The 13,508-nt window shown below is 59.6% G+C and carries 12 protein-coding genes and 1 pseudogene; 3 read left to right on the forward strand and 10 right to left on the reverse strand.

Annotation, left to right across the window (positions count from 1 at the left end; genetic code table 11):
• Positions 1-82: pseudogene (locus tag ACN0X0_RS21805) on the forward strand (IS6 family transposase); the annotation flags it as partial.
• A gap of 250 nt (positions 83-332) precedes the next feature.
• Here the strand turns inward: ACN0X0_RS21805 and ACN0X0_RS21810 are convergent.
• From ACN0X0_RS21810 to ACN0X0_RS21850, 9 genes are all read right to left on the reverse strand, one after another.
• Positions 333-665: a hypothetical protein gene (locus ACN0X0_RS21810; RefSeq protein WP_417280956.1), complete on the reverse strand. Its 333-nt coding sequence runs from the start codon at positions 663-665 to the stop codon at positions 333-335.
• A 16-nt stretch (positions 666-681) separates the two neighbouring features.
• Entirely contained in the window at positions 682-1,518 is an 837-nt protein-coding gene (locus ACN0X0_RS21815; RefSeq protein ID WP_417280957.1) for a dioxygenase, read from the reverse strand.
• Between the two features lie 27 nt (positions 1,519-1,545).
• Entirely contained in the window at positions 1,546-2,574 is a 1,029-nt protein-coding gene (locus ACN0X0_RS21820) for a branched-chain amino acid ABC transporter permease (protein WP_417280958.1), read from the reverse strand.
• 9 nt (positions 2,575-2,583) lie between these two features.
• Positions 2,584-3,447 (reverse strand): branched-chain amino acid ABC transporter permease, encoded by an 864-nt coding sequence (locus tag ACN0X0_RS21825; RefSeq protein WP_417280959.1) that lies wholly within the window; start codon positions 3,445-3,447, stop codon positions 2,584-2,586.
• Positions 3,444-4,157 carry an ABC transporter ATP-binding protein gene (locus tag ACN0X0_RS21830; protein WP_219787291.1) on the reverse strand — a complete coding sequence of 238 codons (714 nt, stop codon included), beginning with the start codon at positions 4,155-4,157 and terminating at the stop codon, positions 3,444-3,446. The genes ACN0X0_RS21825 and ACN0X0_RS21830 overlap by 4 nt, the downstream gene beginning before the upstream one ends.
• On the reverse strand, positions 4,154-4,873 hold the full coding sequence (locus ACN0X0_RS21835; protein ID WP_417280960.1) for an ABC transporter ATP-binding protein: 720 nt from the start codon (positions 4,871-4,873) through the stop codon (positions 4,154-4,156). The genes ACN0X0_RS21830 and ACN0X0_RS21835 overlap by 4 nt, the downstream gene beginning before the upstream one ends.
• 67 nt (positions 4,874-4,940) lie before the next feature.
• Complete coding sequence (locus ACN0X0_RS21840; RefSeq protein WP_417280961.1) at positions 4,941-6,206, reverse strand: ABC transporter substrate-binding protein; 1,266 nt, start codon at positions 6,204-6,206, stop codon at positions 4,941-4,943.
• A gap of 40 nt (positions 6,207-6,246) precedes the next feature.
• Entirely contained in the window at positions 6,247-7,335 is a 1,089-nt protein-coding gene (locus tag ACN0X0_RS21845) for a maleylacetate reductase (RefSeq protein WP_417280962.1), read from the reverse strand.
• Between the two features lie 170 nt (positions 7,336-7,505).
• Positions 7,506-9,152, reverse strand: a complete 1,647-nt coding sequence (locus ACN0X0_RS21850) for a bifunctional 3-(3-hydroxy-phenyl)propionate/3-hydroxycinnamic acid hydroxylase (RefSeq protein ID WP_417280963.1) — start codon at positions 9,150-9,152, stop codon at positions 7,506-7,508.
• A gap of 314 nt (positions 9,153-9,466) precedes the next feature.
• Here ACN0X0_RS21850 and ACN0X0_RS21855 point away from each other — a divergent pair, with 314 nt between their 5' ends.
• A complete protein-coding gene (locus tag ACN0X0_RS21855) occupies positions 9,467-10,120 on the forward strand; it encodes a TetR/AcrR family transcriptional regulator (RefSeq protein ID WP_417280964.1) in 654 nt (217 codons plus the stop codon).
• 6 nt (positions 10,121-10,126) lie between these two features.
• On the opposite strand, the gene ACN0X0_RS21860 is transcribed toward ACN0X0_RS21855, so the two are convergent.
• Entirely contained in the window at positions 10,127-11,077 is a 951-nt protein-coding gene (locus tag ACN0X0_RS21860; protein WP_417280965.1) for a LysR family transcriptional regulator, read from the reverse strand.
• Between the two features lie 176 nt (positions 11,078-11,253).
• Here ACN0X0_RS21860 and ACN0X0_RS21865 point away from each other — a divergent pair, with 176 nt between their 5' ends.
• Entirely contained in the window at positions 11,254-13,011 is a 1,758-nt protein-coding gene (locus ACN0X0_RS21865; RefSeq protein WP_417280966.1) for an FAD-dependent oxidoreductase, read from the forward strand.
• The last annotated feature ends 497 nt before the right edge of the window (positions 13,012-13,508 follow it).

Genomic DNA, 13,508 nt, shown 5'->3' on the forward strand with positions numbered 1-13,508 from the left:
TCTCTCCGCAACCTCCTATTGCCACGCCCGGGCAGATGCCTTCAGGCTATGGAACGACTATGCCCTCGAAATGACGGCCTGAAGAACCAAAACCAAATCAGCCCTTACTGCGAACAACAACTTGGCAATGTCGGTTGTAGATGAAAGCGTGGACGGCGGCGAATTTCTGCAAACTTCGCATCCACCGAACACGAAGCATCGCGCCCCTAGGCCCTGACAAACGGACGGATGACATCGGACTTAATCTTGCAGTGTCAGAAAGGCGAAGGGGCGTTCACATTTCAAGGTGGCGAACCGCCTGCCAAAACAAAAGTTCCGTCAGGCACACCCTTTCAACGACGTGTGAAATATTTGGCCGGGTCCATTGTTGTGATGCGGACGCTGGCATGGTGCTTGCAGGCAGATGAAATCATCGCCTGCAACTCACCCGCCACCTCATTAAGCAGGTCAGCGCCACGTCCCTCTTTTCCCAAGACCCGCAGATCCGCGCTGACAAGCGTCTGATCCTTTGGACAAAAGACTGGATTGACAGACAGGTGGCTAAACTCCTGCCCGACGTCGAGTTTCTCGCACAGCATAGCCCGCATGGCAGGCAGAGCAGACATCAAATCCTGCCCCCGTGCCTGCCACACGTCGTGCTCAATTGCTATTGAAAGCAAAGGCATAAGACCTCCTCACGCGTTATTCGGAAACCATGACGAAATCGAAAGGCGAGCGCCATTCCGTCTCGCCTTTGACATGCTCGAAGGGCGCGACCAGCGTTTCCTTGACGCCGAACACGCTGTCGTCGTTCAGATAGCTGTCATCGCCGACAAAGGTATGCGTGACGATGGTCTTGAAGCCGAGCGCCGTCACCATGAAATGCATATGCGCCGGACGGTAGGGATGCCGCCCGAGCTGGCCCAGCATTTTGCCCACCGGACCGTCATCGGGGATCGGGTAGCTCACCGGTTTGATGCCGACAAAACTATAGGCCCCGTCCGAGCGGGTGATGAACCGGCCACGGTTGTTGAACTTTGGCTGGATGTCGGGCTGCTGCACATCGTAGAAACCTTCGGCATTGTCCGACCACACGTCCACGCAGGCGCCTTCGATCGGCTCGCCGTGAATGTCGATGACCTTACCGATAAAGAGGCAACTGTCGCCCTTGCCATCAAGGGAGATGGTGTCCCCCATCTGACGGATCGGCGCATCCGCGACGTGGAACGGACCGAAGACGGTGTTTTCGGTCGCACCGGCGGGGCGACGGTTGTTGATCGCATCAACCAGCATGGAAAAGCCCAGCACGTCGGACAAGAGGATGAACTCCTGCCGTTCCGGGCTACAGATCTGGCCGGTTTGGGTCAGAAAGTCGATGCCGAAGTCCCATTCTTTCTGGGTCAGCTCGACCTCCTTGGCGAAGGCATGCAGGTGTTTGACAAGCGCCCCCATCACGATTTTCAGACGCGGATCGATATCCGCACCCATGCGGGCATTGACGGCCTCGACAGAGCCTTCCTCGGTGAAATAATCGGTCATGGGCTTCCCCTTTCTGTTACATGAATATCAGCGCTCGGAGCGCTGAAGCGATTTGTGCCGCAGCGGCAGAAGTTCGATCCCCGTCTTTTCGGTGAACATCCCCCAAAGCCCCTTGCGCGCGAAGAGCATGATGACGATGCCGATGAGGCCCAGCACGATGAGGTAGACCGTGCCATAATCGGCGAGCACGCGTTGCAGGATGTAGAAAACGAGCACCCCCACGACAGGGCCGGGCAAGGTGCCGATGCCGCCGATGACGGTGATGAAGATGACGAAGGCGGTCCAGTCCACGACAGAGAACGCCGCATCCGGGCTGACCCGCGTGATCTGGATAAAGAGAAGTGCGCCGCAAAGCCCTGTGCCGAAGGCAGACAGGACAAAGACCAGCGCTTTGAGCCGCAAGGGATCGACCCCCACCGAGCGCGCCGCCTCGACATTGTCGCGGATAGCCTGCAGCCCGAGCCCCATACGCGAGCGCAGGAACACATAGCCAGCGAGAAGCGTCACTACGGCGAGGCAGAGCGCCAGCCAATAGGTCAGCGCATCCGCCGCCGCCGAAGACGAGACCCCCAGCAGATCCTTGATCTGCGGCACGCCGAACATGTCCTTGGTGGTGCCTTTGGGCAAAGAGGTGCCGGTGCCGCCGCCGAGCGCTTTCCACTGGGCGACGGAAAGCCGAACGATTTCGGCCGACACCCAAGTACCGATGGCGAAATAGGCCCCGTTGAGGCGGAAGGTGAAAAAGGCAATCGGCAGGGACAGGAACATCGCCGCCACCCCACCCAGAAGGATCGCGGGCAAAGGGTCCCAGCCCCAAAGGATCACGCCGCCGAACATGGCATAGGCGCCGATGCCGACAAAGGCCTGTTGGCCGACGGACACCAGCCCCGCAAAACCCGCCAGCATATTCCAGTTGAGCGCCAGCACCAGAAGGGTGAGTACCATGAACAGGTCCTGCACCATGGCGCGCGATCCGATCACCGGCACGAAGACCAGCGCCAGAAAGACCAGCGCCGTGATCCCGCGCGAGAGGGTGGATTTGGAAGAATTGGTCATCATAAGCCCTCAGTCATTGGCGCGCGGGAACAGCCCGCGGGGACGGATCAAAAGGACGATCACAAAGGCGATATGGCCCGCAAGGATCTGCCATTCGGGATTGACGGCGGCGCCCAAAGCCTGCGCCACCCCGATCAGGATGCCGCCCGCAAGCGTGCCCCAGAGCGAACCGAGACCGCCAATGATCACCGCCTCGAAGGCATAGATCAGGCGTGCGGGGCCGATAGAGGGATCGAAATTGGCGCGAATACCAAGATAAAGCGCTGCGATGGTGGCCACGACCATCGCGATACCGGTGGCGATGGCGAAGACATTGCGCGGACGAATGCCCATGAGCCCCGCCGTCACCGCATCGTCGGAGGTGGCGCGAAAGGCCTGGCCCAGTTTGGTGCGGTAAAACAATTGGTTCAGGGCAAAGATCACCACCACGGCTGAGATCAGCGTCAAAAGCGGCATGACGCCCACGGTGATCGGCCCAAGCGGCAGGGAGGCGGCCTCGATGGGACCTGCGGACAGCTTCTGGCTGTCAGCCGAGAAGCCTTCGAGGAGACCGTTCTGGATCACCACAGACAACCCGAAGGTGACAAGAAGCGGCGGCAGGATGTCGTCGCCCAGCACCCGGTTGAGCACATAGCTTTGCAACAGCCAGCCGACGGCGAACATCACCGGAGCAGCGATCAGAGTCGCCACGAAAGGATTCAGTCCCAGAAGGTTCACGACCGTCAGAATGAGAAATGCCGCCAGAACGATGAGATCGCCATGCGCCAGATTCACCAGCCGCATGATCCCGAAGACAAGGCTCAACCCCGCAGCAAACAGCGCATAAAGCCCGCCCAAAAGGATGCCCTGAACAATGGTATCGACCCAGATCATGCGCTTACTCCGAAATAGGCGTCATGGATCGCATCGCGCGACAGCTCTCCGGGCGCACCGCTGAGTGTGATCCGACCTTCCATCATGCAACAGACGTGATCTGCGACCTTGAGCGCCTGCCCGATGTCCTGTTCGACCACGATGACCGAGGCCCCGCTTTCGCGGATGCGCGGGAAGGAGGCATAGATGTCGCGGATGATCACCGGAGCGAGGCCCAGCGAAATCTCATCGCACAAAAGCACATCCGGGTTCGACATCAGGGCGCGCCCGATGGCGACCATCTGCTGCTGACCGCCCGACAGGGCTGTGCCCGGATTGTGGCGGCACTCTTTCAGGATCGGAAAAAGATCGTAGATCGCCTCCAGCGTCCAATAGCCATTGCCGGTCCGACTGTGCGCGCCAATGAGGATGTTTTCTTCGACCGTGAGCGAAGGAAACAGCCGCCGACCCTCGGGCACCATGGAAATACCCGCCTCCAACACCTCAGGCGCCGAAAGCGCGCCGATGGGGCGACCGTTCAATTGTATCGCCTCGGCGGGGCTAGACAGAATGCCGGTGATCGCCCGCATCAGCGTCGATTTCCCGGCTCCATTGGCCCCGATGATCGCCAGCGCCTGCCCGCGTTGGAGCGTCAGATCGACGCCGAACAGCGCCTGAAAATCGCCATAGAAGGCGGTGAGATTTCGGATGGAAAGGACAGCGTCCGTCATACTTCGATCCCCAGATAGATTTCCTTGACCTCGGGCGAGGCCATGACCGCATCCGGTTCGCCGATCATCAGCATCTTGCCAAAGTTCAGCACCATGAGCCGTTCGACCACGGAGGTGAGCGCATGGAGCACATGTTCGATCCAGATGATCGCCGTGCCCTCTGCGTGAATGGATTTGATCGTGTCGATCAGCGCGCCGCATTCCGCCTCGGTCAGCCCGCCCGCTATCTCGTCGAGCAGAATGAGCTTGGGCGAGGTCGCCATGGCGCGCGCCAGTTCAAGGCGCTTGCGCTGCAACAAAGACAGCCCGCCGGAGGTGGCATCCGCCACAGTGGCAAGCCCGGTGCGGTCGAGAATATCCATGCAGAATTCCGCCGCATGGTGACCGTGATGCCCGCCACCGAAATTGGCCGCCACCAGCAGGTTTTCGAACACGCTCAGATGGGTAAAGGGTTGCGGAATCTGGAAAGACCGCCCGATCCCGGCCGCCACCCGGCTCATCGGCGGCTTGCGCGTCACGTCCACCCCGTCAAAGAGGACACGCCCCTCATCGGGCGCGATATTGCCGGTGATCAGATTGAACAGCGTGGATTTTCCCGCGCCATTCGGCCCGATGATGCCCAAGGCCTCGCCCGGCACGACCTCGAAAGAGACCGCATCGGTGACTTTGAGCGCACCAAAGGATTTCGACACCTTGTCGAGTGTGAGAAGGGACATGTTTTGCCTCTTTTGGGAGGGCTGGCGACCGAGGCAGCCAGCCGGTTCCAGTCTCGGTTCAGGGGGCTCAGTTCAGCATTTCGAGCGAGCCGGTCAGCGCAATCTCGGGGGCAAGCCCGTTCTCCACGATCACCAGATCGAAACTGCCGTCGTCCTGCATCCGCCACTGACCGCCCACGAGCGGGGTCTTCGACACATTGGCCTGCGCGAAGGGCGGCACATTGTCCCGGCCCCACTGGATCTTACCCACGACACTGTCGAGATTGGTCGCGCCAATCAGCTCCGCCATCTCGTCGCCATCGGTCGGATCGTCAGCGCGTTTGATCGCATCCATCGCCACTTCAAAAAGGCCGTGAACGAAGCCGAGCGGCTGGGTCCAGGTGCGGCCCGCGTAATCCTCGAACTCGCCCGCCAGATCGGCACAGCTCTGGCCCGTGAGGGACGAAGTGAACGGGTGCATCGGTGACCACCAGACCTCGCAGGTCAGATTATGCCCCAACTCGCCCAAGGCCGCGACGCTTTCCGGGAAGAGGAGCGCCTTGGCCACCGACACCATTTTCGGGTTGAAGCCCTGTTGTTTCGACTGGGTCCAGAAGGTGGTGAAATCCGGCGGGATCGGAATGCCGGTCATGATCTGAACATCGGCCTGTTTGAAGGCGTTGATCTGGGCGGAAAAGTCATCCGTCAGGTTTTGATAGCGCCCGGTGTCGGTCAGGCTGTACCCCGCACCCGCAAGCGCCGGCAGCATGCCTTGATCCGAGGCCCAGGCATTGCCATCGCCGTCATTCGGCCAAAGCGCGCCGACGGATTTGTTGCTGTCGATCATGTCCCACATGTTCATGAAGACTTTCACATTGTCCTCAAGACCCCAGAAGAAATGGTGGACGTATTCGAATTCCTGCCAGCTGGCCGGGTCGGCGGGGTTGCCCTGCTGGCCGATGAACCATGGCTGCCAAGGCGCCACAGAGGAGATCACCGGCACTTCCTCGGCTTCGGCGATGGTACAGACCGGGTTCGTCGTCTCGGGCGTCGAGGCCACGCAGATCAGGTTCACCTCGTCGCGCACGATCAGCTCACGGGCGACCTCGGCGGCACGGTTCGGGTTCGACTGGCTGTCCTTGACGATCACCTCAACATCCACGCCCTGTGCTTTGGCGGTCTTGATGAAGCTCTCGACAACATAGGCGTCGGCGGCGGCAAAGCCGCTCAAGGGCCCGGTTTGCGGGCTGACATAGCCGATCTTGACGGGGCCGCTTTTGGCCAGTGCCGGCATCGCCAGCGCGCTGGCCGCCGTGGCCGCCCCGGTTTTCAGAAATGTGCGTCGTGAAAGCATGAGTCTCCTCCCTAAGGTTTATGCTTTTCTTATCTTTTTGTTATGTCCCGCTTTCGGGCGGCGCCCCCTCCCAGGCACGCCCCAAAAGGGCACGGGTCGCGTCCCGCTCCACCGGGCGCGGATTCCAATAAGGGTTCTTCACCGCGATATCCGCTGCACGGTCGAGATCGGTCTCCTCCAGACCGAGATCGCGCAGGGACATGGGCGCGCCGAGATCCTTGGCAAACTGCCAAAGCCCCACACCCAGATCGCCGCCGAACAGATCGGCGAGCGGTTGCAGGGCCTCTTTCGCGGCCCCGGCATTATAAGCCGCCGTATGGGGCAGCATGACCGAATGGGTCTCCGCATGGGGCAAATCGAAAGATCCACCCAAGACGTGACAAAGCTTGTGATGCAATGCCATGCCGACGGCCCCCAGCACCGTGCCACAAAGCCACGCGCCATAAAGCGCATCGCCCCGCGCCACCGCATCCGCGGGCGTTTTGGCAATCACCGGCAGCGCATCACGCAGCGCCCGCACGCCCTCAATCGCCATCATCGACGCGATAGGATTGCGGTCCTGCGCATAAACGCCCTCAACCGCATGAGCCATGGCATTGAGCCCCGAGGTGACCGACATGCCGACCGGCAAGCCAAGTGTCAGTTCTGGATCGTAAATCACCGTTTCCGGCAGGATCGACGCCGCGCGCACCGTGGTTTTCACCCCGTTTTCGGTCTGGCCGAGAATAGGTGTGACTTCGGACCCTGCGTAGGTCGTCGCCACCACAAGCTGCGGGCAGTCGTTGCGATAGGCGATGGCCTTGCCCAGCCCGATGGTCGAGCCGCCGCCAAGTGCAATGACCCCGTCGGCGCCCGCCGCCACATAGGCTGACATGGCGGTTTCGGTAACCTCGACCGGCGTATGCATGGTGGCATTCGCGAACACACCCGCCGCCTTGTCGCCCAGTGTTTCGGCCAGAGCGTCGGCATCCGCTTTCTGAAATGACGTAGAGAGAACAAGCGCGCGGGTCACACCCAAGCGATCAAGTTCGGCTGCCACGTCGCCACGTTTTCCCGCGCCAAAGACAATCCGTGCTGGGTTGAGGATGCAGGTAAAGGCCGCCGAATGCTGCGGTGTGTGCTGTGTCATTTTTTCTCCTATGTCCATGCCCTCTCCTCCAGACGGCATGGCACTCTCTCACGGACGATAATCGGAAAATCGGGGCAATGGATCACATACGCAAAAGATTACATAACCTGAAGTTAAGTTGATTTTGGCGTAATCCGCGCCCTTCCAAAGCGGAAAAGCGCGGTCATACCTTATTCAGCTGCAAGCTTTTCCGGCGCATCAACTTTCAGCAAAGTCATGATTTTGCTGAATTTCTCACGCAACTCTCCGGGCGTCTTCGCAACCAGAGCCACATAGAAATCCGGGCGGATCAGAATATAGCGCGCGTCGATAGCATCGAGCCATGTTTTGAACGTGCCTTCCGCATCAACCACATTCGTTCCCGCGCCCTCCGGCACCAGCGTAACGGTCATGCCGTCAAGACCTGCGAGTTGTTTCGCCTGAACCGCACTCAGTGCTGCGGCCGGATCGCTTTCATAGCCGATCAGCACCCAGCCCTGCCCCACGACCTGATCAAACCGGTCGCGGTAGCCCGCGCTTTCCACAACGCCCTGCACCGACAATTCCCCGGCATGGGCACTGTTTTGGTCCCAGATCCCCTGCCCCAACTGACAGATGTCGGTCGGCACCGGCGTGTTGTCCCGCGCCTCAAGCTCCGCCTTCATCTGCGCATCGCGCGCCGCGGCTTCTGCCTCGTCATTGATACAAATGATCTGGCCCAGCATCTGGCTGAAGTCGATGTAATGTTTGGCGTGCTCCATACGCTCGGAACTGTAACTGTCGAGCACCTCCATCGGGAATTTGCCCTCCAGAATGCCGTTGAGACGCCAGGCCATTGCCAGCGCATCGCGCACCCCGGCACACATACCCTCCCCCGCGAAGGGCGGCATAAGATGGGCGGCATCGCCCCCGATCAGACAGCGCCCCTTGTTCCATTCTTTCGCCCAACGGGCTTGAAACCGATACACGGCGGCGCGCTCCAGTTCGGAGTTCTCCGGCGTCAGCCCCCAAGGCTCCATGAGCTTCCAAGCCTCTTCCGGCTTTTGCAGATCTTCCGCGCACTCATGCGGCAGAACCATGAACTCCCAGCGCCGCCGAACCGGACCGCCGACCACCGGTCCCGGCCCGCCCGGCACCACGGTGGTCGGGCGTTTCGGATCGCAAAGCTGCCATTGCGCTGGCTGGTTCGGGTGGGCCGCGACGTAATCGAATTGCGGGATCATATCGAGGATCAGCCAATCGAAAAAATAGCCCTTGTCCTCATTTTCGATCTCCAGAGCGTCGCGCACGAAACTGTTCGCGCCGTCTGTGCCCGCAACGAATTTGGCGCGGATCATCCGGGTTTCGCCATTGGAGCCAACCTCTTCCGGGGTGCGGCGCAGGGTCAGGGTCACGCCATCGGCGTCCTGTTCCAGCGCCTCGCCGCTCCAACCGCGCAGAATGGTCACCGTCGGCAAGTCCGCCGCAATCGCCAACAGACGCTTTTCCAGCTCCGGCTGATTGAACCAATAGCGCACTCTCCAACCCGAGGCCGACTGGCTTTGCCAATCGACGATCTGGATGTTTTCGCCGTCGCGGTTTTTCCAATAATAAAGCTCGTCGTGATAGGAGATCGCGTCATCGCTTTCTGCATTGATCCCCAGCGTGGCGAGGATGCGGGCGATCTCATGGTCAAAGGTGACGGCACGCGGCAACGGATAATGCGTGGTCCAGCGTTCGATCAACGTGACCTTTTTGCCCTTTTGGCCGAGCAAAATGGCCAGAAGCGTGCCCACGGGCCCCGCGCCTACGATAGCGACATCGGTCTGAAAACCGACCTGTTGGGTCGATGCAGTCATGATTTCCTCCCTGAAATCCTCCGGTGGCGGTCCTCCGCCGTGGCATGTCATGCCGAAATGCGATTTTTATCCGCCGGGCACCTCATCCTTTTTGAAGCGTATCCGGCCTGTGTCTTTAGCGTGGCGCAAAAGTGAAGCTTCGTCAACTTTGAGTTTTCGTCATTTTGCTTTCCCCTAAAGGATTGAGAGGAAAAGAGTTTCCCGCCCATTTCCCCGAGACAGGCCATCAGTCAGCCGCGACAGATATTGCAGTCGCCGTTGAGAATGCGGGAAAAATGAATATGATTCGCCTATGAATGCACATGGAGCATCCGATGATTGACAACAAAGCCGACCCCAAGCCTGAAGGCCGCGTGGCACGCCGCCAAAGGCGTAATCGCACAGCTCTGATTGCCGCTGCGCGCGATATCATGGCCGAAAAAGGTGTCGATGCGGCGACCATGCTTGAGATCGCGGAGCATGCAGACGTGGGCGCAGGAACGGTCTACAACTATTTCAAATCAAAGGATGAACTGGCCATCGCCGTGCTTGAGAGCCTGATGCATGAGCTGGGGAGACGGATCGAAATGGTCACCGACACCTTTGATGATCCGGCACAGGTCTATGCCTTTGGCATCCGCACCGTGCTCGACACTGCGACGACCGATCCGCGTTGGGAACAGATGCTGCACCGCGCCGAGGTGATCGCCGATGCGATGTATCGCACCATCGGCCCCTTTGCGATCCGGGACCTTAAAAACGCCGTGGCCGCCGGACGGTTTCGCGAAAGCGACCCTGCCATGATCTGGCGCCTCACCACCCACACCATCATCGGTGCGAGCCTTGCCGTGACGGGAGGTGAGCTCCCCTCGGACAGTAAAGTTCAGATCATCGCGCGACTGCTCTGCATGGCAGGGAGCGATGGCGAGGATGCCGAGGAACTGGCCGCCCGTCCTCTGCCCGAGTTGCCTCCTGCGCCCAGCGAATAGCTCTCATTAAGGGCGGCGTTTCGAGAGTTGGTTTTCCCGCTCCATCCGCCGTTCGAGATGTTCGCATTCGGTTTTCAGAAATTTGATTAGGGACTTACCCACCGGCGTGAGTTGCTCACCCTTGCGTGTCAGCACACCAAGCGCACGATCAGGATGTTCGACCTTAATCGGCAGGGAGACGATATTGCCCTGATCCTGCATCAGATAGACCACCGAATAGGGCAGCACCGTCAGACAGTTCGACCGCGCCAGAAAGCTTGAAATCGAAGCCAAAGTGCCGCCGGAAAAGGTGAATTGGAAATTCTCGCTGCCGATCGACAGGATCGCGCGTTTGAGATCGCGAAACAGCGGGCTGTCAGCGGGCGGTGCGACCCAAGAATAGGCGTCGATCTCTGCCAAAGTGATCGGTCCACGCCGGGTCAAAGGATGGCCTTTGCGGCAGGCGATGACATTGCGTCCTTCGAGAAGTGGCTGGAAATCGAGATCAATCGGCGTGTGCCGCACCTGCATCGGCAGGATTGCCATATCCAGCGTCTTGTTCCGGAGTTTGCTCACGAGACTGTCGAAATAGCCATAGTTCTGTTCGAACTGCGCCCCGCCGATCTGATCCTGAAACTCGGCAAGCATGGTGGTGATCACCCCATCCATGAACAAAGGCGTGCCGCCGATGCGCAGATGACCGGCATGACCTTTCTTGAAATTGTCGACCAGTACGCTCGCTTCGCGATTCAGGTTATGCATTCTGAGCCCGATTTCCGCGAGCGTGCGCCCGAATTCCGTCGGCGTCAGCGGACGGCGGCCCGGCTCGAACAGGGGCATGCCCAGACGCTTTTCAAAATTGGAGATGGTCCGGGAAACAGAGGGTTGGGATTTTCCCATCGCCTCTGCGCCTTCGGTCAGACCGCCTTTTTCGACGATCATGGCAAGGATTTCGAGATGTTCACTGTCTATCTTCATAACAAAAGGAGATATTATTCAGGAGCACTTTAAAAGCCACAAAAAAATCTCGACCTTATTGTCGCATCTAACGGAGCGGATCGTCCGACAGGTCCCGGGTTGAGGAGCCCGGCCCGTCATAAAGGAGGACCGCACGGCCATAAACCGCACAGACGTCACTTAGGGAGGAGACGCATATGTCCGATTACGAAACGGATGTTCTCATCATTGGCACCGGCCCCGCCGGATCTGCCACGGCTGCACTTTTGTCCAGCTACGGCATCGAGAACATGGTGGTGAACCGCTACCGCTGGCTCGCCAACACGCCGCGCGCTCATATCACCAACCAACGCACAATGGAGGTCCTGCGCGATCTTGGCCGAGAGGTCGAGGATGAGGCCTATCTGCATGCCACGCACAAAGACCTGATGGGTGAAAATATCTTTTGCGAAAGCCTCGCGGGCGAGGAAATCGGCCGGATGAAGGCCTGGGGCAACCATCCGCTCTCGGCGGCAGAGCACAAGATGTCCTCACCCTCGATGATGAATGACCTGCCGCAGACATTCATGGAGCCGATCCTGTTCAAAACCGCCTGTCAGCGCGGCACACAGGCGAAAATGTCGACCCAGTATCTCAGCCACGAACAGGACGCAGAGGGCGTGACCACCACTTGTCTCGACCGCCTGTCGGGCAAGGAATTCACCATCCGCTCGAAATATCTCGTGGGCGCCGATGGCGCGAAATCACTTGTCGCCGAACAGCTTGGCCTGCCCTTCGATGGGCAGATGGGTGTGGGCGGGTCGATGAATATCCTGTTCAAGGCCGATCTGTCGAAATACGTCGCCCACCGCCCCTCCGTTCTCTATTGGGTGATGCAGCCAGGCGCGGATGTCGGCGGCATCGGCATGGGGCTGGTACGCATGGTGCGGCCTTGGAATGAATGGCTGATCGTCTGGGGCTATGACATCAACGGGCCGGAACCCGAAGTGACAGAAGAGCTGGCCACCGGCGTCGCGCGTCAGCTGATCGGTGACCCAGAGTTGAAGATCGAGCTACTTAGCGCCAACACCTGGACCGTGAACAACTATTACGCCACCGAACTGTCCAAGGGTCGCGTGTTTTGCATGGGCGACGCGATCCACCGCCATCCGCCCTCGAACGGGCTGGGATCGAACACGTCCATTCAGGACAGTTTCAACCTTGCGTGGAAACTTGCCATGGTGCTCAAGGGGCAAGCGGGCGCGGAGCTGCTCGACAGCTACACCACAGAACGCGCGCCGGTGGCGAAACAGATCGTCACCCGTGCCAACAAGTCGATCGGCGAGACCGGTCCGATCTTTGACGCGCTCGGCATGAGCGAAGGGGTCGATCCGGTACAGATGCAGAAAAACCTTGAGGCGCGTTGTGATGGCACCTCGGCGGCAGAGAAACAGCGCGAGGCGATCCGCAAGGCCATCGCCTTCAAGAAATATGAATTCGACGCCCACGGGGTCGAGATGAACCAGCGTTACCGGTCTGACGCGGTGGTTCCCGACGGTCAGGTGGAACCCGATTTCGAACTGGACGCCGAGCTGCATTACCAGCCGACCACATGGCCCGGCGCACGCCTGCCCCACACATGGCTTTACGCCAAAGACGGGGAAGAAGTCTCCTCTCTCGATCTCTGCGGCCATGGCAAGTTCACCGTCTTGACCGGACTGGGCGGCGAGGCCTGGTGCGCGGCGGCAACAGAGCTATCCGAAGAGATGGGGTTCGAGATCACCTGTCACGTCATCGGCCCGCGTCAGCCCTTTATGGATCACAGCGGAGACTGGGCGCGCGCCAGGGAGATCACCGACACCGGCTGTCTTCTTGTGCGCCCTGACCATCATGTGGCTTGGCGAAGCGACACGCTCCTGGATGCTCCCAAAGGCGCACTCCAACGCGTGCTGCGTCAGATACTGGCGCGCGACTAACATTCGCGGCCATTCCCAACCTATCGCAAAACCTGCACCACAGGTTCTTGCGGTAGGTGAAAGGATTCCATCAAACGCATTCGATTTTCCCGTTCGGAATGGCGAACGGGAATGTTTCGCATGATGGTGGTGTCATTTGTGGACGGCTCCTGTTTTGCAAGGAATTTCTTGAGTATAGTGGTTCGAAGCAGGTTGCGGACATGTGTCCTGCCTTTGTGCGCGGTGCGTCTAACCGCTGACTCTTCTGTGGTTGCCGCTCGTAATGCAAGAAGTTTCTGAGCCATTTTCGTGTGATCGAGTGCGATCTGTCGGAAGCCGCCGGCCGGTATGGTGATCCGCGGATCAGGTCCAAATCTGATGACCGAATTCAGATCGGCTCATGGGCCAGCACTGGTTTTCCTGCTCCAGATCTGTTCGATCGAGACTGTGCGGAATTTTGTGCCTGACGTGTTTTGTTAGGCCATTGGGAAGCGGTCTGCGAACATGATGGCGAGCTG

The sequence above is a fragment of the Celeribacter sp. genome (assembly GCF_048270365.1).
Lineage (GTDB): Bacteria > Pseudomonadota > Alphaproteobacteria > Rhodobacterales > Rhodobacteraceae > Celeribacter.